Source organism: Mesorhizobium bavaricum (assembly GCF_056781655.1).
On record NZ_CM165566.1, the window covers coordinates 4577036 to 4600624 of the forward strand.

Here is a 23589-nt window from a genome sequence, read left to right on the forward strand (position 1 = left end):
AGGAATTGCGCCAAACAAAACATGGAGCGGCTCAGTGAGCCGCTCCAGGAATCTCAGGCAACAAGGCCGTCGGGGCAACCCGGCGGCTTTTTTGTTTGTGCGAGACTTTTGTGCTTCGAATTGGATCGGAGGAGGAAGCGATGAGCAGAAAGACCTGGGCTTCTGTCGACGACTACATCGTCGACGCCCTGTTCGAAGCGGATCCGGCGCTCGATGCCGTTCTGGCAGCCAACCACGACCAGGGCCTGCCGGCGATCGACGTATCGCCGGCGCAAGGCAAGCTGCTTTCGCTGCTGGCGCGCATTCAGGGCGCGAAGAGGATCCTCGAGATCGGCACCCTGGGCGGCTATTCGACGATCTGGATGGCGCGCGCACTGGCTGCCGATGGCATGATCGTGACGCTGGAACTCGATTCGCACCACGCCAGGGTCGCGCGCTCGAATTTTGAGCGGGCAGGGGTGTCGGAACGGGTCGACTTGCGGGTCGGGCCGGCGCTTCAATCGCTTGCCGCGCTGAGCGCCGAGAACGCCGGTCCGTTCGATCTCATCTTCATCGACGCCGACAAGCCGAACAACCCGAACTACCTGTCCTTTGCCATGCGGCTGTCGAGGCCGGGAACGGGTCATCGTCTGCGACAACGTCGTCCGTGACGGCGCGGTGCTCGATGAGGATGGCCATGACGCCAACGTCGAAGGCGCACGCGCGGCGTTCTCCTTCATCGGCGGCAACAAACGGCTGGACGGCACCGCCATCCAGACCGTCGGCGCTAAGGGCTATGACGGGTTTGCGATTGCTATCGTGGATTGACGGTGCTCAGTCGAAAAACGCCTCGACCACATTGCGCTTGCCCAGCATGAAGGCGTCGGCAACATGCTGCAGCGGTGCCAGATCGACATCGGAGGTGCCGGCCCGGACAATCTCTGCAAAGCGCTTGTAGAGCATCGGGTATTCCGCCTCCGGTTCGTCATGGACGACGCGGCCGTCGATGGCCAGCTTCGAGCCGCCGCCTGAAAGCACCATCGCGCCCTTGTCGGTGTCGGCGACAATGTCCCAGCTTTGTGGGCCGGTCTGGAGCCAATCGAGATCCATCGTCACCGGCAACCCGTTCGAGGTCCGGAAGGTGACGTGTGCGGCGACCGGGGCGGCACGGTTCTCTGGAAAATCAAGCACGGCCGAGGTGATGAACATCGCCGGCAGGATGTGGGTCGCGATCGACAGCGCATTGATGCCGGGATCGAAGACGCCGAAGCCGCCAGGCGCCCAGATCCACTCCTGGTTCGGGTGCCAGCGGCGCACGTCCTCCTTCCAGTTGATGGCGGCGGACTTGATCCTGGCAGAACTCAGGAAGGCACGCGCGGCCTCTACCGCCGGCGCATAGCGCGAATGCCAGCTGGCAAACAGCGAGACGCCGTTCTTCACGGCCAATGCTTTCAGATTCTCGACCTCGCTGACCGTGGCGCCGGGCGGCTTCTCCAGGAAGACGTGCTTTTGCGCTTCCAGCGCTGTGCGCGCCGCGTCGTAACGAAACTGCGGCGGCATGCAGAGCGAGACGGCCTCGAGCTCAGGCACCGCGCCGAGCATGGCTTCGATATCAGGAAAATTCGGGATGTTTTCCACCTTGCCATGCCGGCTGGCGGCCGCGATGAGGCGATAGTCCTGGTCTTTCGCCAGGGCCGGCAGGTGCTGATCGCGGACGATCTTGCCGACACCGACGATGCCAATCTTGATGGGCTGGGACACGGCCGCTCCGTCTGTTGGATGATGGTGGTGGTTTCTTAGAGCAATTCCAGGAAAAGTGTGAAGCGGTTTTCTCGGGAAAAGCGCGAAGCGCTTTCCCTTGGGGAATTGCGATAAAACAGAGAGATAGAGCGGTTCGGCGTTTCCGTGAAACGGTGAACCGCTCTGGCAGAACATTTGCCCCGGCAAGCCGAAACCGGCAAGCCGAAGCCGAAAAGTCAGCCCCAGCTTTCCTCGAACTGCAGCGTCAGTTTCTTGCCCGCCAGAAAGGCCTCGATGGCCGGCTCGAAAGGCGAGGGATCGAGGCTGTTCGCGGCCAGCCATTCGTCGGAATAATAGGTGTTTGCATAGCGGTCGCCGGAATCGCAGATCAGCGTCACCAGCGAACCGGCCTTGCCGTCCTCGATCAGGCGCGCGGCCTGCAAGCACATGGCGATGAAATTGGTGCCGGTCGAACCGCCGACACGGCGGCCCAGCCGGCGAGAGAGCACCCGCATCGCCGCCAGCGAGATCGCGTCGGGCACGCGCAGCATGTGATCGATGACGCCCGGCACGAAGGACGGCTCCATGCGCGGCCGGCCGATGCCCTCGATCCGCGACGGCTGTTCGCAGCGGCAATTGCGATCGTGCGTGGCATAGCCGTCGAAGAAGGCGGAGCGCTCGACATCGGCAACCGACAGCCGCGTCGCATGCTGCTTGTAGCGCAGGAAACGGCCGATCGTGGCGGTCGTGCCGCCGGTGCCGGCGCTCATCACGATCCAGGCCGGGATCGGATGTCGCTCCTCGCGCATCTGCCCGAAAATCGATTCGGCGATGTTGTTGTTGCCGCGCCAGTCGGTGGCGCGCTCGGCATGGGTGAACTGATCCATAAAATGGCCGCCAAGCCGCTCGGTGAGTTCGGCCAACTCGGCATAGATGCGCCTGCCGTCGTCGATGAAGTGACAGTTGCCGCCATAGTGCTCGATGGCTGCGATCTTTTCGCGCGACGTCGAGCGCGGCATCACCGCATAGAACGGCACGCCGATCATGCGGGCAAAGTATGCTTCCGACACCGCGGTCGAACCCGACGATGCTTCGATCACCGGTGCGCCTTCGCGGATCAGGCCATTGCACAGCGCATAAAGAAACAGCGAGCGCGCCAGCCGGTGCTTGAGGCTGCCGGTCGGATGGGTGGACTCATCCTTGAGATAGAAGTCGATGCCGGCCAGTGCCGGCAGATCAAGTTTCCACAGATGCGTGTCGGCCGAGCGGCGCTGGTCGGCCTCGATTGCCGCGACTGCGCGGTCGGCCCAGGTCCGGGACGCAGGTCCAACCGCTTTTGGTCCGGCCATCATCGGCATCCTGGTTTCAGATCGGCACGTCGAACGTAACGATCGACACTTCGCCTTCGAGCGCGCCTTGGAAGGCGGAAAGATGCGGCTCTTCGTCCGGCACGCCGTCCATGTCGCCGATCTGGTCGAGCTCGGCCTCCGCGTAACCTTCCGCCGCGAGCAATTCGAGCGCCCGGCGCACCGCCGAATCGTCGTCGGGGGCGACCAGCATCACATGCACGCCTTCGGGCTTGCCGCCCTTTTTCTTCCACACCCGGCCAGTGATGATGGTGACCGGGCGCTCCTCATTGTCGTTCACGGGCCAATTCCTCCGGGCGAGGGAATTTGTACTGTTCATGCCCCCTTTTTCGCATGAAGCCTTGCCGTGCAACAGCCAAAAGCCGGTCACTTTCTTCCTCGGGCTTGCAAAATGGCGAAAGAAAATTACATGCGGTTTTCGCATGGCTGCCAAGCCCCGGCTTCAATGCAATATTTGGCGCTCCGGGGTTGACGGTTCGCGGGCTTACGAGTAGAAGCCGCCCAGTCAGAACCGATGTGAGGCTCTCCCTTCCGAAGCGACACGCTTTGGAGTTTGCCTCAAACAGGGTTCGTTTTACGAGCGAAAAGACATTTCCGGCGTGCACGAAGCGGCTTCCGCTTCCTCTGCCATTTGTTCGGGCAAGACCGCGAGGCGCGGTTTATGGCCCGAATTTGCGTATGGAAATGACGCTTTGAGCGGCCCTGACCGGGCGAGACACGGAATTGAGAGACAAGAGGGTTTAATGCCTACCGTCAACCAGCTGATCCGCAAGCCGCGCATTGCGCCGGTGAAGCGCAACAAGGTCCCGGCCATGCAGCAGAACCCGCAGAAGCGGGGTGTCTGCACGCGCGTCTATACAACGACGCCGAAGAAGCCGAACTCGGCGCTGCGCAAGGTGGCCAAGATCCGCCTGACCAATGGTTTTGAAGTGATCGGGTACATCCCCGGCGAAGGTCACAACCTTCAGGAACACTCCGTGGTCATGATCCGCGGCGGCCGCGTCAAGGATCTTCCGGGCGTCCGCTACCACATCATCCGCGGCGTGCTCGACACGCAGGGTGTGAAGAACCGCAAGCAGCGCCGTTCGAAGTACGGCGCCAAGCGTCCGAAGTGACCGAAGCGTAGCGAAGGTCATCCCGGGCAAGCATCCGGGATCAAGGCCACCACGCATAATTGAGGCAGAGAAAAAATGTCGCGTCGTCACAGTGCAGAAAAGCGTGAGATCAATCCGGACCCGAAGTTCGGCGATCTGATCGTCACCAAGTTCATGAACGCCGTCATGTATGACGGCAAGAAGTCGGTTGCCGAGACCATTGTCTATGGCGCGCTCGACCAGGTTCAGTCGAAGACCAAGCAGGAGCCGGTCACCGTCTTCCATCAGGCGCTCGACAATGTCGCGCCGCATGTGGAAGTGCGTTCGCGTCGTGTCGGCGGCGCCACCTATCAGGTTCCCGTCGACGTGCGTCCCGAGCGCCGCCAGGCGCTGGCCATTCGCTGGCTGATCGCCGCGGCCCGCAACCGCAACGAGACGACCATGGTCGACCGCCTTTCCGGCGAGCTGATGGACGCGGCCAACAACCGCGGCACCGCCGTCAAGAAGCGTGAAGACACCCACAAGATGGCTGAAGCCAACCGCGCTTTCGCGCACTACCGCTGGTAAAGCGCGAACGAGACTGAGAGGCAGCTACGATGGCCCGCGAATACAAAATCGAAGACTACCGCAATTTCGGTATCATGGCGCATATTGACGCCGGCAAGACGACGACCACCGAGCGCGTCCTCTATTACACGGGCAAGTCGCACAAGATCGGCGAAGTCCACGACGGCGCTGCCACCATGGATTGGATGGAGCAGGAGCAGGAGCGCGGCATCACCATCACGTCCGCCGCGACCACGACCTTCTGGAAGGGTCGTAGCGGCAAGATGTACCGCTTCAACATCATCGACACCCCCGGACACGTCGACTTCACCATCGAAGTCGAGCGTTCGCTGCGCGTGCTCGACGGCGCCATTGCGCTGCTCGATGCCAATGCCGGTGTCGAGCCGCAGACGGAAACCGTCTGGCGCCAGGCGGACAAGTACCGCGTTCCGCGCATGATCTTCTGCAACAAGATGGACAAGATCGGCGCCGACTTCTACCGCTCGGTCGAGATGATCGGTTCGCGCCTCGGTGCGCATGCCGTCGTCATGCAGCTGCCGATCGGCGCCGAGACCGAGTTCAAGGGCGTTGTCGACCTCGTCGAGATGAACGCGCTGGTCTGGCGCGACGAGACGCTGGGCGCTGCCTGGGACGTCGTCGAAATCCCGGCCGACCTCCAGGCCCGTGCCGAGGAATACCGCGAGAAGATGATCGAAGCCGCCGTCGAAATGGACGAGACGGCACTCGAGAATTACCTCGAAGGCAAGATGCCGTCGAATGACGAGATCCGCGCGCTGATCCGCAAGGGCACCATCGCGGTGAAGTTCTACCCGATGTTCTGCGGCTCGGCCTTCAAGAACAAGGGCGTGCAGCCGCTGCTCGATGCCGTCGTCGAATATCTGCCGTCGCCGGCCGATGTTCCGGCCATCAAGGGCGTCGATGCCAAGACCGACGCCGAGATCGAGCGTCACGCCGACGACAACGAGCCGCTGTCGATGCTCGCCTTCAAGATCATGAACGACCCGTTCGTCGGTTCGCTCACCTTTGCCCGCATCTACTCGGGCAAGCTCACCAAGGGCATCTCGGTCGACAACACCGTGAAGGGCAAGAAAGAGCGCATCGGCCGCATGCTGCAGATGCATGCCAACTCGCGCGCCGACGTCGAAGAGGCTTTTGCCGGCGACATCGTCGCTCTGGCTGGCCTCAAGGACACGACCACCGGCGACACGCTCAGCGATCCGCTGCATCCGGTCATCCTCGAGCGCATGGAATTCCCGGATCCGGTCATCCAGATCGCGATCGAGCCGAAGACCAAGAACGATCAGGAAAAGATGGGCCTCGCCCTTCACCGCCTGGCCGCCGAGGATCCGTCCTTCCGCGTCAAGACCGACGAGGAAAGCGGCCAGACCATCATTTCCGGCATGGGCGAACTTCATCTCGACATCATCGTCGACCGCATGCGTCGCGAGTTCAAGGTCGAGGCCAATGTCGGCGCACCGCAGGTGGCCTATCGCGAGACGATCACCCGTAGGCACGAGCAGGATTACACGCACAAGAAGCAGACCGGCGGTACCGGTCAGTTCGCCCGCGTCAAGATCGTCTTCGAGCCGAATCCGGACAGCAGCGAATTCGAGTTCGAAACAAAGATCGTCGGCGGTGCCGTTCCGAAGGAATACATCCCCGGTGTCGAAAAGGGCATCAACAGCGTCATGACCTCGGGTCCGTTCGCGGGCTTCCCGATGATCGGCGTCAAGGCGACGCTGATCGACGGCGCTTACCACGATGTTGACTCCAGCGTTCTGGCCTTCGAAATCGCCGGCCGCGCCTGCTTCCGTGAAGCTGCACCCAAGCTTGGCGTGCAGCTGCTCGAGCCGATCATGAAGGTCGAAGTGGTGACGCCGGAAGACTACGTCGGCAGCGTCATCGGCGATCTGAACGGCCGTCGCGGCCAGATCCAGGGCCAGGAAGCACGTGGCGTGGCAGTGGTTATCAACGCGATGGTGCCGCTCGCCAACATGTTCAAGTACGTCGACAACCTGCGCTCGATGAGCCAGGGCCGCGCGGCCTACACGATGCAGTTCGATCACTATGAGCCTGTGCCGACTGCGGTCGCCCAGGAAGTACAGAAGAAATACGCGTAACTCGAACGGGTTGCAGCATTAACTTAATTCAAGGCCCGCACGGGCGAGCAGGATTGGAGACATCACATGGCAAAAGGTAAATTCGAGCGTAACAAGCCTCATGTGAACATCGGCACGATTGGTCACGTTGACCATGGCAAGACGTCGCTGACGGCAGCGATCACGAAGTATTTTGGCGAATACAAGCGCTATGACCAGATCGACGCGGCACCCGAGGAGAAGGCGCGCGGCATCACGATCTCGACGGCGCATGTCGAATACGAGACGGCCAACCGCCACTACGCTCACGTCGACTGCCCCGGCCACGCCGACTATGTGAAGAACATGATCACCGGTGCCGCGCAGATGGACGGCGCGATCCTGGTTGTGTCGGCTGCCGACGGCCCGATGCCGCAGACCCGCGAGCACATCCTGCTTGCCCGTCAGGTCGGCGTGCCGTCGATCGTTGTGTTCCTGAACAAGGTCGACCAGGTCGACGACGCCGAGCTGCTCGAACTGGTCGAGCTCGAGGTTCGCGAGCTTTTGACCAAGAACGAGTTCCCCGGCGACGACATTCCGATCGTCAAGGGTTCGGCGCTGGCGGCTCTGGAAGATTCGGACAAGAAGATCGGCGAGGACGCGATCCGCGAGCTGATGGCTGCGGTTGACGCCTACATCCCGACGCCGGTTCGTCCGCTCGACAAGCCGTTCCTGATGCCGATCGAAGACGTGTTCTCGATCTCGGGCCGTGGCACGGTTGTGACCGGCCGCGTCGAGCGTGGCGTGGTCAAGGTCGGCGAGGAACTCGAGATCATCGGCATCCGTCCGACGACCAAGACGACCTGCACCGGCGTCGAGATGTTCCGCAAGCTGCTCGATCAGGGCCAGGCTGGCGACAACATCGGCGCGCTGCTGCGCGGCGTTGATCGTGAAGGTGTCGAGCGCGGCCAGGTTCTGGCCAAGCCGGGCACGGTGAAGCCGCACAAGAAGTTCGTGGCTGAAGCCTACATCCTGACCAAGGACGAAGGTGGCCGTCACACGCCGTTCTTCACCAACTACCGTCCGCAGTTCTATTTCCGCACGACGGACGTGACCGGCATTGTGTCGCTGCCGGAAGGCACCGAGATGGTGATGCCGGGCGACAACATCACGGTCGATGTCGAGTTGATCGTGCCGATCGCCATGGAAGAGAAGCTGCGCTTCGCCATCCGTGAAGGCGGCCGCACCGTCGGTGCCGGCATCGTCGTCACCATCAAAGAGTAATTTGGACTTAAACCGATCTGTCGCGGGCGCAGGAGTTGCCCGCGCCGCGCCAGAACAAGGAAGTGACGCATGAACGGACAGAATATCCGCATCCGCCTGAAGGCGTTTGATCACCGCGTGCTCGACGCCTCGACGAAGGAAATCGTGTCGACGGCCAAGCGCACCGGTGCCAACGTCCGCGGCCCCATTCCGCTGCCGACGCGGATCGAAAAGTTTACGGTCAACCGGTCGCCTCACGTCGACAAGAAGAGCCGCGAGCAGTTCGAGATGCGCACGCACAAGCGTCTGCTCGACATCGTCGATCCGACCCCGCAGACGGTCGATGCTTTGATGAAGCTCGATCTGGCCGCCGGTGTGGACGTCGAGATCAAGCTCTAAGGGAATGAGAGCGCGGTAAGGGGCGGTGCCCCTGGCCCGGAACTCTAAAGGAATTGAACCGATGCGTTCAGGTGTGATTGCAAAGAAGGTGGGAATGACCCGCATCTACAACGATGCCGGGGAACATGTTCCCGTCACCGTTCTCCAGATGGAGAACTGTCAGGTCGTGGCGCAGCGCACGCAGGAGAAGAATGGCTACACCGCCGTTCAGCTCGGCGTTGGCCTTGCCAAGGTGAAGAACACGTCGAAGGCGATGCGCGGCCATTTCGCGACCGCTTCCGTCGAGCCGAAGGCGAAGGTCGCCGAGTTCCGCGTCTCCGCCGACAACATGATCGATGTCGGTGCCGAGATCACCGTCGAGCATTTCGTCCCCGGCCAGAAGGTCGATGTGACGGGCACGACGATCGGCAAGGGTTTCCAGGGCGTCATCAAGCGCCACCACATGGGCGGTGGTCGTGCAACGCACGGTAACTCGGTCTCGCACCGTACACACGGTTCGACCGGCCAGCGCCAGGACCCGGGCAAGGTGTTCAAGGGCAAGCATATGGCTGGCCACATGGGCGACACCCGCGTCACCACGCAGAATGTCGAGATCGTTTCGACCGATGCCGACCGCGGCCTGATCCTGATCCGCGGTGCGGTTCCCGGATCGAAGGGCGCCTGGATCCTGGTCCGCGATGCGGCCAAGGTGGCACTGCCGGCCAATGCGCCGAAGCCCGCCGCGATCCGCGCCGTTGTCAAGAATGAGGCTCCGGCCACAGAGGGAGCGGAATAATGGATCTCAAGATCACAACGCTTGGCGGCAAGGACGCCGGCAAGGTGAAACTCTCCGAGGAGATTTTCGGCCTTGATCCGCGCGAAGACATCCTGCAGCGCGTCGTGCGCTGGCAGCTCGCCAAGAAGCAGCAGGGCACGCACAAGGCCAAGGGCCGCGCCGAGATCGCGCGCACCGGCGCCAAGATGTACAAGCAGAAGGGTACGGGCCGCGCCCGTCACCATTCGGCACGCGCTCCGCAGTTCCGCGGCGGCGGCAAGGCTCACGGCCCGGTCGTTCGCAGCCATGAGCACGAGCTGCCGAAGAAGGTTCGCGCGCTCGGCCTCAAGCATGCTCTCTCGGCCAAGGCCAAGAGCGCGTCGATCATCATCATCGACGAGCTGAAGCTGACCGAGGCCAAGACCAAGGCGCTGATCGCGAATTTCGCGACGCTGGGCCTGACCAACGCTTTGGTGATCGGCGGTGCCGAGCTTGACAAGAACTTCAAGCTGGCGGCGACGAACATCCCCAACATCGACGTGCTGCCCATCCAGGGCATCAACGTCTACGACATTCTGCGCCGCGGCACGCTGGTCCTTTCGAAGGCCGCCGTCGAGGCTCTCGAGGAGCGCTTTAAATGACCGACCTTCGTCATTACGACGTGATCGTCTCGCCGGCGATCACCGAAAAGTCGACCATGGCCTCCGAGAACAACCAGGTCGTCTTCAACGTCGCCAAGAAGGCGTCGAAGCCGGAAATCAAGGCCGCCGTCGAAGCGCTGTTCGGCGTCAAGGTGATGGCCGTGAACACGCTTGTCCGCAAGGGCAAGATCAAGCGCTTCCGCGGCACGATCGGCCGCCAGAGCGACGTCAAGAAGGCGATTGTGACGCTGGCCGACGGCCAGTCGATCGACGTCGCGACGGGTCTCTGAGCAAGGCCGCGAGGACAGAACAATGGCACTGAAAAAATTCAACCCGGTAACGCCGAGCACCCGCCAGCTGGTCATCGTCGACCGCTCGGGCCTCTACAAGGGCAAGCCCGTCAAGGGTCTGACCGAGGGCCTGACCAAGTCGGGCGGCCGCAACAATCACGGTCGCATCACCGCCCGCTTCATCGGTGGTGGCCACAAGCGTTCGTACCGCATCATCGACTTCAAGCGCCGCAAGTTCGACGTTGTCGGCACTGTCGAGCGCATCGAATACGATCCGAACCGCACCGCCTTCATCGCGCTGATCAAGTATGACGATGGCGAGCTGTCCTACATCATCGCTCCGCAGCGTCTGGCTCCCGGCGACAAGATCGTGTCCGGTGAAGCCGTCGACGTGAAGCCTGGCAATGCGATGCCGCTGGCCTCGATGCCGGTCGGCACCATCGTCCACAACATCGAGCTGAAGCCGGGCAAGGGCGCTCAGGTTGCCCGTTCGGCAGGTGGTTATGGCCAACTGGTCGGTCGTGACCAGGGCATGGCGATCCTGCGCCTCAACTCGGGCGAGCAGCGTGTCGTTCACGGCTCCTGCATGGCCACCGTCGGTGCCGTGTCCAATCCGGACCACGGCAACATCAATGACGGCAAGGCCGGCCGCACGGTTTGGCGCGGCAAGCGTCCGCACAATCGCGGCGTGACCATGAACCCGGTCGACCATCCGCACGGCGGCGGCGAAGGCCGCACCTCGGGTGGCCGCCATCCGGTTTCGCCCTGGGGCAAGCCGACCAAGGGCAAGAAGACGCGGTCCAACAAGGCGACCGACAAGTTCATCCTGCGCTCGCGCCATCAGCGCAAGAGCTAAGAAGAGGTAACGCCAAGTGACTCGTTCTATTTGGAAAGGCCCCTTCATCGACGGCTACCTTCTCAAGAAGGTGGACAAGGTTCGTGAAGGTGGTCGCAATGAGGTGATCAAGATGTGGAGCCGTCGCTCCACCATCCTGCCGCAGTTCGTCGGCTTCACCTTCGGTGTTTACAACGGCCAGAAGCATGTTCCCGTTTCGGTGAACGAGGACATGGTCGGTCACAAGTTCGGTGAATTCGCTCCGACCCGGACCTATTACGGTCACGGCGCGGATAAGAAGGCGAAGAGGAAATAATCATGGGCAAGGCCAAAGCTCCGCGCAGGCTTGCTGACAACGAAGCGCGCGCCGTATTGCGCACGATCCGTATCAGCCCGCAGAAGCTGAACCTCGTTGCCGCGCTGATCCGCGGCAAGAAGGTCGCGACAGCGCTTTCCGATCTCGAATTCTCGGCCAAGCGGATTTCCGGCACGGTCAAGAAGACTCTGGAATCGGCAATCGCCAACGCGGAAAACAACCACGACCTCGACGTCGATGCACTGATCGTGGCGGAAGCCTATGTCGGCAAGTCGATCGTCATGAAGCGGTTCCATGCCCGTGGCCGTGGTCGCGCCAGCCGTATCGAGAAGCCGTTCTCGCACCTCACGATCGTCGTTCGTGAAGTCGAAGAAAAAGGGGAGGCCGCATAATGGGCCAGAAAGTCAATCCGATCGGTCTTCGCCTCGGCATCAACCGGACCTGGGATTCGCGCTGGTTCGCGAACACCGGTGAGTACGGCAAGCTGCTGCATGAGGACATCAAGATCCGCAAGTATCTTGAGAAGGAACTCAAGCAGGCTGCGATCTCGAAGGTCGTCATCGAGCGCCCGCACAAGAAGTGCCGCGTCACCATCCATGCCGCGCGCCCGGGTCTGATCATCGGCAAGAAGGGCGCCGACATCGAGAAGCTTCGCAAGAAGCTGATGGAGATGACGAAGTCCGAGACGCACCTCAACATCGTTGAAGTGCGCAAGCCGGAGATCGACGCGACCCTGGTCGCACAGTCGATCGCCCAGCAGCTCGAGCGCCGTATCGCCTTCCGTCGCGCCATGAAGCGCGCCGTGCAGTCGGCGATGCGCCTCGGTGCCGAAGGCATCCGCATCAACTGCGCCGGCCGTCTTGGCGGCGCCGAGATCGCGCGCATGGAATGGTATCGCGAAGGCCGCGTGCCGCTGCATACGCTGCGTGCCGATGTCGACTACGGCACGGCCGAGGCGAATACGGCGTACGGTATCTGCGGCGTCAAGGTCTGGGTGTTCAAGGGCGAGATCCTCGAGCACGACCCGATGGCTTCGGAGCGTCGTGCGACCGAGGGCGATGCTGCACATGGCGGTGGTGGTGATCGCGAACGCGGTCGTCGTCGCGAAAACGCCTGAGACATTTAGGAATTTGGAGTTAGAACGATGCTGCAGCCAAAGCGCACAAAGTTCCGCAAGCAGTTCAAGGGCCGTATCCATGGTACCGCAAAGGGCGGCACCAACCTGGATTTCGGTGGTTTCGGGCTGAAGGCGCTTGAGCCGAACCGCGTCACCGCACGTGAGATCGAGGCGGCCCGCCGCGCGATCACGCGTGAAATGAAGCGCGCCGGACGCGTCTGGATCCGTATTTTCCCGGACGTGCCGGTCACTTCGAAGCCGACCGAAGTCCGCATGGGTAAGGGCAAGGGCGCGGTCGACTACTGGGCGGCACGCGTCAAGCCGGGCCGCATCATGTTCGAGATCGACGGCGTCAATGAAGAAACCGCCCGTGAGGCACTGCGTCTCGGCGCGGCCAAGCTCTCGGTCAAGACGCGCTTCGTGCAGCGCATCGCAGAATAAGGACGGGCTGATCATGAAAGCCGAAGACATCCGGACCAAGACCCAGGACCAGCTGACCGACGATCTGGCCAGCCTGAAGAAGGAGCAGTTCAACCTGCGCTTCCAGAAGGCCACCGGCCAGCTCGAGAAGACCGCGCGCGTGAGACAGGTCCGCAAGGACATTGCGCGTATCAAGACCATCGCTGCGGAAAAGTCCGCGGCTAAGAAGGCTTAAGGACGAAAACCATGCCAAAGCGCATTCTGCAGGGCACCGTCGTCAGCGACAAGAACGAGAAGACGGTAGTCGTCAAGGTCGAACGGCGCTTCACGCATCCCGTGATGAAGAAGACCGTGCGCATGACCAAGAAGTACAAGGCGCACGACGAGAACAACGCCCACAAGGTTGGCGATCAGGTGTTCATCCAGGAATCGAAACCGATTTCCAAGGATAAGCGCTGGATCGTCGTGTCTTCGGACCAGGCGTAAACAAACGAATTTTGGACAGACCGGGGAAGGGCTTTGAGCTCGTCCCGTTAGAAAAGAAGAAGGCGGCCAGTCATGATTCAGATGCAAACAAACCTCGACGTCGCGGATAATTCCGGCGCCCGTCGTGTCATGTGCATCAAGGTGCTGGGCGGCTCGAAGCGGAAATACGCTTCCGTGGGCGACATCATCGTGGTGTCGATCAAGGAAGCCATCCCGCGCGGCCGCGTGAAGAAGGGCGATGTGATGAAGGCGGTCGTGGTTCGCACGGCCAAGGACATCCGCCGCCCGGACGGCAGCGTGATCCGTTTCGACAAGAACGCGGCCGTTCTCGTCGACAACAAGAAAGAGCCGATCGGCACGCGTATCTTCGGACCGGTTCCGCGCGAACTCCGCGCCAAGAACCACATGAAGATCATCTCGCTCGCGCCTGAAGTGCTGTAAGGAGCCGGACCAATGCAAAAGATTAGAAAAGGCGACAAGGTCGTCGTGCTGGCCGGCAAGGACAAGGGCCGTTCGGGCGAAGTCCTCTCGGTTCAGCCGAAGGAAGACACCGCGCTGGTGCGCGGCGTCAACATGATCCGTCGTCACCAGAAGCAGTCCCAGTCCCAAGAGGGCGGGATCATCACCAAGGAAGCGCCGATCCAGCTGTCGAACATCGCGCTGGCCGACCCCAAGGATGGCAAGCCGACCCGCGTCGGTTTCATCTTCCAGAAGGACGGCAAGAAGGTGCGCGTCGCCAAGCGCTCGGGAGAAGTCATCAATGGCTAAGGCTCAAACCACGAAGCCCAAGGCTGAAAGCAAGCAGTCCAAGGCCCAGAACACGCCGCGCCTCAAGCAGGTCTACAACGAGACCATCCGCAAGGCGCTGCAGGAGCAGTTCGGCTACGAGAACGAGATGCAGGTTCCGCGCATCGACAAGATCGTGCTGAACATGGGCGTTGGCGAAGCGACCGGCGATTCGAAGAAGCCTTCGATCGCGGCCGAAGACCTGGCGATGATCGCCGGCCAGAAGGCCGTCGTCACCCGCGCCCGCAACTCGATCGCCGGCTTCAAGGTCCGCGAGAAGATGCCGATCGGCGCCAAGGTCACGCTGCGCAAGGAACGCATGTACGAGTTCCTTGATCGCCTCGTGAACATCGCACTGCCACGCGTCCGCGACTTCCGCGGACTCAATCCGAAGAGCTTCGATGGCCGTGGCAACTACGCCATGGGCATCAAGGAACACATCGTGTTCCCGGAGATCAACTACGACAAGGTTGATCAGATCTGGGGCATGGACGTCATCGTTTGTACGACTGCGAAGACGGACGACGAAGCCAGGGCATTGCTCAAGGCTTTCAACTTCCCCTTCCGCCAGTAACGGCAGCGAGAAAAGGAAAAATCTGAAATGGCAAAGACCAGCTCAGTCGAGAAGAACAACAGGCGCCGCAAGCTTGCCGACCAGTACGGTCCCAAGCGTGCTGCCCTGAAGGCGATCATCATGGATCAGTCCAAGCCGATGGAAGAGCGCTTCCGCGCTCAGCTCAAGCTTGCCGCCATGCCGCGCAACTCGGCCAAGATCCGCATCCGCAACCGCTGCGAAGTCACCGGCCGTCCGCGTGCCTACTATCGCAAGCTCAAAGTATCGCGCATCGCGCTCCGTGATCTCGGCAACAACGGCCAGATCCCGGGCCTGGTCAAGTCGAGCTGGTAAGGAGGATATAATATGTCATTGAGCGATCCTCTCGGCGATATGCTGACCCGCATCCGCAACGCCTACGGCCGCAAGAAGTCGAGCGTCTCGACGCCGGCTTCGCGCCTGCGTACCCGCGTCCTCGACGTGCTGAAGGCTGAAGGCTACATCCGCGATTACAGCCAGACCGACTTCGACAACGGCAAGTCCGAGATCGAAATCGAGCTGAAGTATTTCGACGGCGCGCCGGTCGTGCGTGAAATCGCCCGCGTCTCGAAGCCTGGCCGCCGCGTCTACGTTTCGGCCAAGTCGATCCCGCACGTCGCCAACGGCCTCGGCATCGCCATCCTTTCGACACCGAAGGGCGTGATGGCCGACCACGAAGCGCGCGAACAGAACGTCGGTGGTGAAATCCTCTGCCAGATCTTCTGATCTGGCGTGTGACCGGCAAAATCGGAATCCGGTCTTCGGGATCATGCCCGAAGACAGAGACCTGAAACAAGAGAAGTGACGAGGACAACAAAATGTCTCGTATTGGAAAGAAACCCGTTTCGCTGCCGCAGGGCGTGACCGCGACCGTCAACGGCCAGACCGTTACGGCGAAGGGCCCCAAGGGCGAGCTGAAGTTCGTGGTGAACGAAGAAGTGCTGGTCAAGATGGAAGGCAGCGAGATCGCTGTCCAGCCGCGCGACCAGACCAAGACGGCGCGCTCCAAGTGGGGCATGTCGCGCACGCAGATCGTCAACATCCTGCAGGGTGTCAAGGACGGCTTCGAGAAGAAGCTCGAGATCACCGGCGTCGGCTATCGCGCCGCCATGCAGGGCAAGAACCTGCAGCTGGCACTTGGCTTCAGCCATGACGTCGTCTACGAGACGCCGGCCGGTATCACGATCACTGTGCCGAAGCCAACCGAAATCACCGTGACCGGCATCGACAAGCAGCAGGTTGGCCAGGTTGCCGCCGAGATCCGCGAATATCGCGGTCCCGAGCCCTACAAGGGCAAGGGCGTCCGCTACGCTGGCGAGAAGATCGTCCGCAAGGAAGGCAAGAAGAAGTAATCGTAACGCCGCGGGGAGCGGTCGCGGGAGGCGGTTTCGCCTACCGCATATGGCGGCCCCCGTTTTTTGAAGGCAAGGAAGACTATCATGGGCACCAAGGAATCCACGCAGCGCCGTGCGCAGCGCGTCCGCCGTCAGATCAAGAAGGTCGCCGGCGAGCGTCCGCGTCTGTCGGTCCACCGCACGTCGAAGAACATCTATGTTCAGGTCATCGACGACGCCAAGGGCCACACCATCGTTGCTGCTTCGACGCTCGAGAAGGACCTCAAGGGTTCGCTCAAGACCGGCGCCGATACCGCCGCTGCCGCCACGATCGGCAAGCTGATCGCCGAGCGCGCCACCAAGGCTGGCGTCAAGGAAGTCGTCTTCGACCGCGGCGCCTACATCTATCACGGCCGCGTCAAGGCGCTCGCCGAGGCTGCCCGTGAAGGTGGCTTGAGCTTCTAATGCTTGATCCCGAAAAGTTGCAGACTTTTCGGATAAGATCATGCAAAGGAAAAAATAACTTTCGCCCCCGGTGACCCACAGAGGCGCCGGATCTTATCAGCAACCGTGCTTCCGGAAAAAAACAAGGAACAGGATATGGCACAGGAACGTAGGGATGGCGGCCGCGGCCGCGATCGTGAAGAACGCGATGACGGCATGGTGGACAAGCTCGTCCACATCAACCGCGTCGCCAAGGTCGTCAAGGGCGGCCGTCGCTTCGGTTTTGCAGCACTCGTCGTCGTCGGCGACCAGAAGGGCCGTGTCGGCTTTGGTCACGGCAAGGCGCGCGAAGTGCCGGAAGCCATCCGCAAGGCAACTGAATCGGCCAAGCGCGACATGATCTTCGTGCCGCTGCGCTCGGGTCGTACGCTGCACCACGACGTCGAAGGACGCTGGGGCGCGGGACGCGTGCTGCTGCGCGCTGCCAAGCAAGGTACCGGCATCATCGCCGGTGGCCCGATGCGCGCTGTCTTCGAGACGCTCGGCATGCATGACGTGGTCGCCAAGTCGATGGGTTCGTCGAACCCCTACAACATGGTTCGCGCCACCTTCGACGCGCTGAAGAGCCAGATGCATCCCAAGGATGTGGCTGCTGCTCGTGGCATCAAGTACTCGACCCTTCAGGCCCGCCGCGGCACCGCCGTTGCGGCTGAAGAATAGTCGATCTGACCAGGGATTTTGACCATGGCCAAGAAAGCAACAAAGACCGTCACCGTTGAGCAGATCGGCTCGCCGATCCGCCGCCCGAAGGAACAGCGCGCGACGCTGGTCGGGCTCGGCCTCAACAAGATGCACAAGCAGCGCACGCTGGAAGATACACCCTCCGTGCGCGGCATGATCGCTGCCGTCCAGCATCTCGTCCGCGTCGTGGACGAGGGCTGAGCCAGAGCGCAGGAGAACCCAGATGAAACTCAACGATCTGCGTGACAAGGACGGCGCGACGCACTCCAAGAAGCGTCTCGGCCGTGGCATCGGTTCCGGCTCCGGCAAGACCGGCGGTCGCGGCGTCAAGGGCCAGAAGGCGCGCTCCGGCGTCGCCATCAACGGCTTCGAGGGTGGCCAGATGCCGCTCTACCGGCGCCTGCCGAAGCGTGGCTTCAACAACATCTTCGCCAAGAGCTTCACCGTCGTCTCGCTGGCCCGCATCCAGGTGGCCATCGACGCCAAGAAGCTCGATGCCAAGGCAACCGTGACGGCTGAATCGCTGGTCGCCGCCGGCGTCATCCGCCGCGTCAAGGACGGCGTGCGCATCCTCTCGGACGGCGAGATCAAGGCGAAGCTCGCCTTTGACGTTGCCGGCGCCTCCAAGGCCGCGATCGAGAAGATCGAGAAGGCTGGCGGGTCGGTCAAGCTGCCGGAAAAGGCAGCTGCCGAGTAACAGCAATTTGAAGCGCGAGCGGGATCCGTTTTGGTCCACGATTGCGCTTTGATCTGTTCAATTGGGCGGCCGCGTCAACGCGGCCGCTTGCATGTTTAGAGCCCGGAGCTTATCTCGTGAGCTTCGGTGAAACGCGCCGCCTGACCTCAAGGGCCATCAAGCGTTACCAAGCGGAGAATCAGGCATGGCTTCGGCTGCTGAACAACTAGCCTCGAATCTGAATTTCTCGGCCTTCGCCAAAGCGGAGGACCTGAAGAAACGCATCTGGTTCACCATCGGCGCGTTGCTCGTCTATCGTCTCGGCACCTATATCCCGCTTCCCGGCATCAATCCCGACGCCTTCGCCCAGGCCTTCTCCTCGCAGAGCAAGGGCGTGCTCGGCATGTTCAACATGTTCGCCGGCGGTGCCGTGCAGCGCATGGCGATCTTTGCGCTCGGCATCATGCCGTACATTTCCGCCTCCATCATCATGCAGCTGATGACCTCGGTCATCCCGTCACTGGAAGCGCTGAAGAAGGAAGGCGAACAGGGCCGCAAGGTCATCAACCAGTACACGCGCTACGGCACAGTGCTGCTGGCGCTGGTTCAGGCCTACGGCATTTCGGTCGGCCTGGAGGGCGGCAACGGCATCGTCAGCGATCCCGGCATGTTCTTCCGCATCTCGACTGTCGTCACGCTGGTCGGCGGCACCATGTTCCTGATGTGGCTCGGCGAGCAGATCACCGCGCGCGGCATCGGCAACGGCATCTCGCTGATCATCTTCTCCGGCATCGTCGCCGGCCTGCCGCACGCCATCTCCGGCACGCTGGAGCTTGGCCGCACCGGCGCGCTGTCGACCGGTCTGATCCTGGCGATCATCGTTCTGGCTGTTGTCGTCATTGCACTCATCGTGTTCTTCGAACGCGCCCAGCGCCGCTTGCTGATCCAGTATCCGAAGCGCCAGGTCGGCAACCGCATGTTCCAGGGCGATACCTCGCATTTGCCGCTGAAGCTCAACACGTCAGGCGTCATTCCGCCGATCTTCGCCTCGTCGCTGCTGTTGCTGCCGGCCACCGTCGCCGGTTTCTCGCAGACGACCAACATGCCGGCCTGGGCGAGCACTGTCCTGGCGTCGCTCGGCCACGGCCAGCCTCTCTACATGGCATTCTACGCGGCGATGATCGTGTTCTTCGCCTTCTTCTACACTGCGATTGTCTTCAACCCGAAGGACACCGCCGACCAGCTCAAGAAGCATTCGGGCTTCATCCCGGGCTATCGTCCGGGCGAGCGCACCGCCGATTACATCGATTACGTTCTCACCCGCATCACCGTCGTCGGCGCCATCTATCTGGTGCTGGTGTGCCTGCTGCCGGAGTTCCTGATCTCGGCGACTGGCGTACCATTCTACCTTGGTGGCACATCGCTTCTGATCGTGGTCAGTGTCACGCTCGATACGGTTGCGCAGATTCAGGGCCACCTGATTGCGCACCAGTATGAAGGCCTGATCAAGAAGTCGAAGCTGCGCGGGGGGAAGAAAGCCAGATGAGGTTGATATTGCTTGGGCCGCCAGGGGCGGGCAAGGGGACACAAGCACAAAGACTGGTAGAAAAACACGGCATACCCCAGCTCTCGACGGGCGACATGCTGCGTGCTGCAGTCCAGGCTGGCACCGAAGTCGGCAAACGCGCCAAGGCGGTAATGGATGCCGGTGAACTGGTTTCCGACGCCATCGTCAACGCCATCGTCGCCGAACGTATCGATCAGCCGGATTGCGCGAAGGGTTTCATCCTCGACGGATATCCGCGAACCCTGGTGCAGGCGGACGCGGTAGAGCAGATGCTTTCGGAACGCTCGCAGGGCCTCGATGCGGTCATTGAACTTGTCGTCGACGACAAGGCGCTGGTTGGTCGTATCGTCAAGCGCGCCAACGAGGCGCAGGCCGCCGGCCAGCCCGTGCGCAAGGACGACAATCCTACCGTGTTCGAGGAGCGTCTGAGGGAATACTACAAGAAGACGGCGCCGCTGATTGGCTACTATTATGCCAAGGGCAAGCTCCGCAGCGTCGACGGCATGGCCGATATCGATGCCGTGACGGGACAGATCGAAGCGGTGCTCAGGGACGCAACGCGGGGAATTTAAGCGATTGCACTTGACGGGAGCGGTTCGCTGCGGTATGGCGGCCCGTCTTCCTATCAGGCATCGGCTTTGCTTGTCCGCAAGGGCAAGGCAGCCGCTTTGAACTGGAAACTCCCGCATGGGCCGGCCTCCACCGGACGCGGGGCAACTTAAGATAGCGCCGGTTCGTCCGGCCCACATGGAGAAGAGAAGAATATGGCTCGTATAGCCGGCGTCAACATTCCGACCAACAAGCGCGTCGTCATTGCGCTTCAGTACATTCACGGCATTGGCAAGAAGTTCGCCCAGGAGATCGTCGACAAGGTCGGCATCCCGGCCGAGCGTCGCGTCAACCAGCTCACCGACGCGGAAGTGCTGCAGATCCGCGAGACCATCGACCGCGACTATCAGGTCGAGGGCGACCTGCGCCGCGAAGTCTCGATGAACATCAAGCGGCTGATGGACCTCGGTTGCTACCGCGGCCTGCGTCACCGCCGCTCGCTGCCGGTTCGCGGCCAGCGCACGCATACCAATGCGCGCACCCGCAAGGGTCCGGCCAAGTCGATCGCCGGCAAGAAGAAGTAATTGAGCGAACAGCGATTGGCTCGTAGCGAATAGGTTTCTACCCACTATTCGCTACTCCCAACTCGCTTTTGCAAGGTGGAGCCGCTGGCATTACGGCGGTGTAGAGATCAACTGAAAGGACTATCATGGCCAAGGAAGCCGCTCGTGTTCGCCGTCGCGAACGCAAGAACATCTCGTCGGGCGTTGCCCACGTCAATTCGACCTTCAACAACACGATGATCACCATCACCGACGCACAGGGCAATTCGATTGCCTGGTCGTCGGCCGGTGCCCAGGGCTTCAAGGGTTCGCGCAAGTCGACCCCGTTCGCTGCCCAGATGGCTGCCGAGGACGTTGCCAAGAAGGCCCAGGAACACGGCATGCGCATGCTCGAAGTCGAGGTCTGCGGACCCGGTTCCGGTCGTGAATCGGCACTGCGCGCCTTGCAGGCGGCCGGCTTCACCATCACCTCGATCCGTGATGTGACGCCGATCCCGCACAATGGCTGCCGCCCGCGCAAGAAGCGCCGCGTCTAAGAAAATTACCGAACGCCGCGCGAGCGCCCCTTGGGGCGCTCCTCCACGGCATTCCAGGTCGCCCGCCACGATTGGATGGTGGCGGGTCAACGGAAGGAAAGCATCATGATCCAGAAAAATTGGCAGGAACTGATCAAGCCGAACAAGATCGAGTTCTCGTCGAAGAAGAAGACGCTGACCACGCTGGTCGCCGAGCCGCTCGAGCGTGGCTTTGGCCTGACGCTCGGCAACGCGCTGCGCCGCGTGCTCCTGTCTTCGCTGCGCGGTGCGGCTGTTACCGCCGTGCAAATCGACGGCGTTCTGCATGAATTCTCGTCCATCGCCGGCGTGCGCGAGGACGTGACCGACATCGTCTTGAACATCAAGGAAATCGCCATCCGTATGGAAGGCGATGGCCCCAAGCGCATGGTCGTGCGCAAGCAGGGACCGGGTGCGGTTCTCGCCGGCGACATCCAGACGGTTGGCGATGTCGAAATCCTCAACCCCGACCACGTCATCTGCACGCTGGACGAAGGCGCTGAAATCCGCATGGAATTCACCGTCGACACCGGCAAGGGTTACGTGCCGGCCGACCGCAACCGCGCCGAAGACGCGCCGATCGGCCTGATCCCGGTCGACAGCCTCTATTCGCCGGTCAAGAAGGTCTCCTACAAGGTCGAGAACACCCGCGAGGGCCAGGTTCTCGACTATGACAAGCTGACCATGACGATCGAGACCGACGGTTCGATCACCGGCGAGGACGCGGTGGCTTTCGCTGCCCGCATCCTGCAGGACCAGCTCGGCCTGTTCGTCAACTTCGACGAGCCGCAGAAGGAAGTCGCCGCCGAAGCCGTCACCGAGCTCGCCTTCAACCCGGCGCTGCTCAAGAAGGTCGACGAGCTTGAGCTTTCGGTGCGTTCGGCCAACTGCCTGAAGAACGACAACATCGTCTATATCGGCGACCTGATCCAGAAGACCGAAGCCGAGATGCTGCGCACCCCGAACTTCGGCCGCAAGTCGCTGAACGAGATCAAGGAAGTCCTGGCGGCGATGGGCCTGCACCTCGGCATGGAAGTGCCGGACTGGCCGCCGGAAAACATCGAAGACCTCGCCAAGCGTTACGAAGATCAGTATTGAGCATGATCCCGAAAAGTTGCGCGACTTTTCGGGCAAGATCATGCGGCTAACCAGTTGAGGCTGAGGCCTCTTGAACCCGCAATGAAGGAGAAGAGCCATGCGCCACGGATTTAAGGGCCGCCGGTTCGCCCGCAGCATAAGCCACCGCAAGTCGATGTTCGCCAACCTGGCCGTGTCGCTGCTCGAGCACGAGCAGATCGTCACCACCCTGCCGAAGGCGAAGGACCTGCGTCCGATCGTCGAGAAGCTGGTGACGCTGGGCAAGCGCGGCGACCTGCACGCCCGCCGCCAGGTGATCGCGCAGATCGGCAATGAAGGCGTCGTCAAGCGCCTGTTCGACACCATCGCCCCGCGCTACGCCACCCGCAATGGCGGCTATCTGCGCATCATGAAGGCGGGCTTCCGCCACGGTGACAACGCCGCCATGGCAGTCATCGAGTTCGTAGATCGCGACACCTCGGCCAAGGGCGCCGGCGATCGCGCCCGCATCGAAGCCGAAGGCACCGACGCGGACGCCGCAGCCGCATAAGGCTTGGTTTCCGGAATGAATTCGAAGGGGCCTGCGGGCCCCTTTTTGTTGTTGAAGGGCTCTGTCCCTTACCGGGCAAGATCGAGATAGTCTCGACCGCCAATCCGCTTCCAATCGATCGCTTGTGAAATCTGTTCAACCGCCGGATGCGGGTAGGAGTAGATGCTGTCTACCGCCGTTCGACGGTCGATATCGCTGATCAATTGGGAAGCCGTAGCGCTGTTCAGATATTTTCCGATGTCCTGATCTTCGATGAAATCCGCATCAACCCGGAAATGAATCTGGATGGGACCGGCACATATGTTCAGCTCGATATCGCCGTCCGCCGAGGTGTAGAAGACAATGACCTCTTCTGGCGGCCACAAGGCCGCAGCCAGGAATTCCGATGGCTTCGTGTTTCCATTGAAGCCATCTAGCGAAAGCGCAAGGGTCTCGGTAAGAACCTCGAAATCGCCTTCGAGGTAACCGGCTTCTTCGATTTGAAACCAGTTCATCTGGCACGGCGCCTCGTCATCAAAGGAAATCTCGAGCTTTCCGAAAGTCCAATAATCTGGATCGGCGTGATCAGGTGTACCGAGCACTTCGGCAATCTCGATCATTTTCATGCCATGGACGACCGGGCCCAGTTTGCCGGTCCTCAAAAAGTCACGGAATGAAACGAACTGTCTTTTCATGAGGGTCGACGAGGGTTTTCAGGTTCAGGTCGACCTATAGCTGCTTTGCTGCATAAAATAATCGGATTTCAGCGGCTTAGCCTTTCAATTTGCACAATCGTCGGGACAATGCCCCCGAACTTGTCTTGGAGGATTC

The 23589-nt window shown here is 61.5% G+C and carries 35 protein-coding genes and 1 pseudogene; 32 read left to right on the top strand and 4 right to left on the bottom strand.

What is annotated here, in order from left to right:
* The first annotated feature begins 140 nt into the window (after positions 1-140).
* A pseudogene (locus AC1RZR_RS22425) lies at positions 141-807 on the top strand (O-methyltransferase).
* 6 nt (positions 808-813) lie between these two features.
* On the opposite strand, the gene AC1RZR_RS22430 reads toward AC1RZR_RS22425, so the two are convergent.
* The 3 genes from AC1RZR_RS22430 to AC1RZR_RS22440 all read right to left on the bottom strand — a co-directional run bounded on the left by AC1RZR_RS22430 (position 814) and on the right by AC1RZR_RS22440 (position 3366).
* Positions 814-1740 (bottom strand): Gfo/Idh/MocA family protein, encoded by a 927-nt coding sequence (locus tag AC1RZR_RS22430; protein ID WP_481826031.1) that lies wholly within the window; start codon positions 1738-1740, stop codon positions 814-816.
* Between the two features lie 215 nt (positions 1741-1955).
* A complete protein-coding gene (locus AC1RZR_RS22435) occupies positions 1956-3077 on the bottom strand; it encodes a PLP-dependent cysteine synthase family protein (protein WP_481826032.1) in 1122 nt (373 codons plus the stop codon).
* A gap of 7 nt (positions 3078-3084) precedes the next feature.
* Entirely contained in the window at positions 3085-3366 is a 282-nt protein-coding gene (locus AC1RZR_RS22440) for a transcriptional regulator (RefSeq protein WP_481826033.1), read from the bottom strand.
* Between the two features lie 463 nt (positions 3367-3829).
* Here AC1RZR_RS22440 and rpsL point away from each other — a divergent pair, with 463 nt between their 5' ends.
* The 31 genes from rpsL (at position 3830) to rplQ (ending at position 22779) form a co-directional block, all read left to right on the top strand.
* A complete protein-coding gene (gene rpsL / locus AC1RZR_RS22445; protein WP_006333356.1) occupies positions 3830-4201 on the top strand; it encodes a 30S ribosomal protein S12 in 372 nt (123 codons plus the stop codon).
* Positions 4202-4276: 75 nt separating this feature from the next.
* Positions 4277-4747 carry a 30S ribosomal protein S7 gene (gene rpsG / locus AC1RZR_RS22450; protein WP_008875664.1) on the top strand — a complete coding sequence of 157 codons (471 nt, stop codon included), beginning with the start codon at positions 4277-4279 and terminating at the stop codon, positions 4745-4747.
* Between the two features lie 29 nt (positions 4748-4776).
* On the top strand, positions 4777-6867 hold the full coding sequence (fusA, locus tag AC1RZR_RS22455) for an elongation factor G (RefSeq protein WP_379078891.1): 2091 nt from the start codon (positions 4777-4779) through the stop codon (positions 6865-6867).
* Positions 6868-6933: 66 nt separating this feature from the next.
* Entirely contained in the window at positions 6934-8109 is a 1176-nt protein-coding gene (gene tuf, locus AC1RZR_RS22460; RefSeq protein WP_013531404.1) for an elongation factor Tu, read from the top strand.
* A 69-nt stretch (positions 8110-8178) separates the two neighbouring features.
* Positions 8179-8487, top strand: coding sequence for a 30S ribosomal protein S10 (rpsJ, locus tag AC1RZR_RS22465; RefSeq protein WP_010909272.1), 309 nt, complete (start codon positions 8179-8181; stop codon positions 8485-8487).
* 61 nt (positions 8488-8548) lie between these two features.
* On the top strand, positions 8549-9262 hold the full coding sequence (gene rplC / locus AC1RZR_RS22470) for a 50S ribosomal protein L3 (RefSeq protein WP_111548978.1): 714 nt from the start codon (positions 8549-8551) through the stop codon (positions 9260-9262).
* Positions 9262-9882 (top strand): 50S ribosomal protein L4, encoded by a 621-nt coding sequence (gene rplD / locus AC1RZR_RS22475; RefSeq protein WP_481826034.1) that lies wholly within the window; start codon positions 9262-9264, stop codon positions 9880-9882. The genes rplC and rplD overlap by 1 nt, the downstream gene beginning before the upstream one ends.
* A complete protein-coding gene (locus AC1RZR_RS22480; RefSeq protein WP_379097707.1) occupies positions 9879-10172 on the top strand; it encodes a 50S ribosomal protein L23 in 294 nt (97 codons plus the stop codon). The genes rplD and AC1RZR_RS22480 overlap by 4 nt, the downstream gene beginning before the upstream one ends.
* Positions 10173-10194: 22 nt before the next feature.
* Positions 10195-11028: a 50S ribosomal protein L2 gene (rplB, locus tag AC1RZR_RS22485; protein WP_027026960.1), complete on the top strand. Its 834-nt coding sequence runs from the start codon at positions 10195-10197 to the stop codon at positions 11026-11028.
* 16 nt (positions 11029-11044) lie between these two features.
* Entirely contained in the window at positions 11045-11323 is a 279-nt protein-coding gene (rpsS, locus tag AC1RZR_RS22490; RefSeq protein ID WP_006205463.1) for a 30S ribosomal protein S19, read from the top strand.
* Positions 11324-11325: 2 nt separating this feature from the next.
* Positions 11326-11715: a 50S ribosomal protein L22 gene (gene rplV, locus AC1RZR_RS22495; protein ID WP_006205462.1), complete on the top strand. Its 390-nt coding sequence runs from the start codon at positions 11326-11328 to the stop codon at positions 11713-11715.
* Positions 11715-12440 carry a 30S ribosomal protein S3 gene (rpsC, locus tag AC1RZR_RS22500; RefSeq protein ID WP_013895697.1) on the top strand — a complete coding sequence of 242 codons (726 nt, stop codon included), beginning with the start codon at positions 11715-11717 and terminating at the stop codon, positions 12438-12440. The genes rplV and rpsC overlap by 1 nt, the downstream gene beginning before the upstream one ends.
* Positions 12441-12467: 27 nt before the next feature.
* The gene (rplP, locus tag AC1RZR_RS22505) at positions 12468-12881 is read left to right on the top strand and encodes a 50S ribosomal protein L16 (protein ID WP_013531427.1); all 414 of its coding nucleotides are present in this window, start codon (positions 12468-12470) and stop codon (positions 12879-12881) included.
* 13 nt (positions 12882-12894) lie between these two features.
* Positions 12895-13095 (top strand): 50S ribosomal protein L29, encoded by a 201-nt coding sequence (rpmC, locus tag AC1RZR_RS22510; RefSeq protein WP_006205459.1) that lies wholly within the window; start codon positions 12895-12897, stop codon positions 13093-13095.
* A gap of 11 nt (positions 13096-13106) precedes the next feature.
* Complete coding sequence (gene rpsQ, locus AC1RZR_RS22515; protein WP_010909280.1) at positions 13107-13346, top strand: 30S ribosomal protein S17; 240 nt, start codon at positions 13107-13109, stop codon at positions 13344-13346.
* A 72-nt stretch (positions 13347-13418) separates the two neighbouring features.
* Positions 13419-13787 (top strand): 50S ribosomal protein L14, encoded by a 369-nt coding sequence (gene rplN, locus AC1RZR_RS22520; RefSeq protein WP_006205457.1) that lies wholly within the window; start codon positions 13419-13421, stop codon positions 13785-13787.
* 12 nt (positions 13788-13799) lie between these two features.
* The gene (rplX, locus tag AC1RZR_RS22525; RefSeq protein ID WP_013531428.1) at positions 13800-14114 is read left to right on the top strand and encodes a 50S ribosomal protein L24; all 315 of its coding nucleotides are present in this window, start codon (positions 13800-13802) and stop codon (positions 14112-14114) included.
* Positions 14107-14706, top strand: a complete 600-nt coding sequence (gene rplE / locus AC1RZR_RS22530) for a 50S ribosomal protein L5 (protein WP_111548980.1) — start codon at positions 14107-14109, stop codon at positions 14704-14706. Before rplX ends, rplE begins: the two co-directional genes overlap by 8 nt.
* Positions 14707-14733: 27 nt before the next feature.
* Positions 14734-15039, top strand: coding sequence for a 30S ribosomal protein S14 (rpsN, locus tag AC1RZR_RS22535; RefSeq protein WP_013895695.1), 306 nt, complete (start codon positions 14734-14736; stop codon positions 15037-15039).
* 12 nt (positions 15040-15051) lie between these two features.
* A complete protein-coding gene (gene rpsH, locus AC1RZR_RS22540; protein WP_006205453.1) occupies positions 15052-15450 on the top strand; it encodes a 30S ribosomal protein S8 in 399 nt (132 codons plus the stop codon).
* Positions 15451-15542: 92 nt separating this feature from the next.
* On the top strand, positions 15543-16076 hold the full coding sequence (gene rplF, locus AC1RZR_RS22545; RefSeq protein WP_091584610.1) for a 50S ribosomal protein L6: 534 nt from the start codon (positions 15543-15545) through the stop codon (positions 16074-16076).
* 87 nt (positions 16077-16163) lie between these two features.
* A complete protein-coding gene (rplR, locus tag AC1RZR_RS22550) occupies positions 16164-16523 on the top strand; it encodes a 50S ribosomal protein L18 (protein WP_481826035.1) in 360 nt (119 codons plus the stop codon).
* Between the two features lie 135 nt (positions 16524-16658).
* On the top strand, positions 16659-17222 hold the full coding sequence (rpsE, locus tag AC1RZR_RS22555) for a 30S ribosomal protein S5 (protein ID WP_006333394.1): 564 nt from the start codon (positions 16659-16661) through the stop codon (positions 17220-17222).
* A 24-nt stretch (positions 17223-17246) separates the two neighbouring features.
* The gene (gene rpmD / locus AC1RZR_RS22560; protein ID WP_023736690.1) at positions 17247-17444 is read left to right on the top strand and encodes a 50S ribosomal protein L30; all 198 of its coding nucleotides are present in this window, start codon (positions 17247-17249) and stop codon (positions 17442-17444) included.
* A gap of 22 nt (positions 17445-17466) precedes the next feature.
* Positions 17467-17940 (top strand): 50S ribosomal protein L15, encoded by a 474-nt coding sequence (rplO, locus tag AC1RZR_RS22565; RefSeq protein WP_027028844.1) that lies wholly within the window; start codon positions 17467-17469, stop codon positions 17938-17940.
* Positions 17941-18124: 184 nt separating this feature from the next.
* A complete protein-coding gene (gene secY, locus AC1RZR_RS22570; RefSeq protein WP_379097713.1) occupies positions 18125-19465 on the top strand; it encodes a preprotein translocase subunit SecY in 1341 nt (446 codons plus the stop codon).
* The gene (locus tag AC1RZR_RS22575; RefSeq protein ID WP_477279508.1) at positions 19462-20058 is read left to right on the top strand and encodes an adenylate kinase; all 597 of its coding nucleotides are present in this window, start codon (positions 19462-19464) and stop codon (positions 20056-20058) included. Before secY ends, AC1RZR_RS22575 begins: the two co-directional genes overlap by 4 nt.
* A 192-nt stretch (positions 20059-20250) precedes the next feature.
* Positions 20251-20619: a 30S ribosomal protein S13 gene (gene rpsM / locus AC1RZR_RS22580; RefSeq protein WP_006205445.1), complete on the top strand. Its 369-nt coding sequence runs from the start codon at positions 20251-20253 to the stop codon at positions 20617-20619.
* Positions 20620-20744: 125 nt separating this feature from the next.
* Positions 20745-21134, top strand: coding sequence for a 30S ribosomal protein S11 (gene rpsK, locus AC1RZR_RS22585; RefSeq protein WP_006205444.1), 390 nt, complete (start codon positions 20745-20747; stop codon positions 21132-21134).
* A gap of 105 nt (positions 21135-21239) precedes the next feature.
* Entirely contained in the window at positions 21240-22250 is a 1011-nt protein-coding gene (locus AC1RZR_RS22590) for a DNA-directed RNA polymerase subunit alpha (protein ID WP_013531438.1), read from the top strand.
* Between the two features lie 97 nt (positions 22251-22347).
* A complete protein-coding gene (rplQ, locus tag AC1RZR_RS22595; protein WP_056588614.1) occupies positions 22348-22779 on the top strand; it encodes a 50S ribosomal protein L17 in 432 nt (143 codons plus the stop codon).
* A gap of 68 nt (positions 22780-22847) precedes the next feature.
* Here the strand turns inward: rplQ and AC1RZR_RS22600 are convergent, their stop codons facing one another.
* Positions 22848-23378 carry a hypothetical protein gene (locus AC1RZR_RS22600; protein ID WP_481826036.1) on the bottom strand — a complete coding sequence of 177 codons (531 nt, stop codon included), beginning with the start codon at positions 23376-23378 and terminating at the stop codon, positions 22848-22850.
* Between the last annotated feature and the right edge of the window lie 211 nt (positions 23379-23589).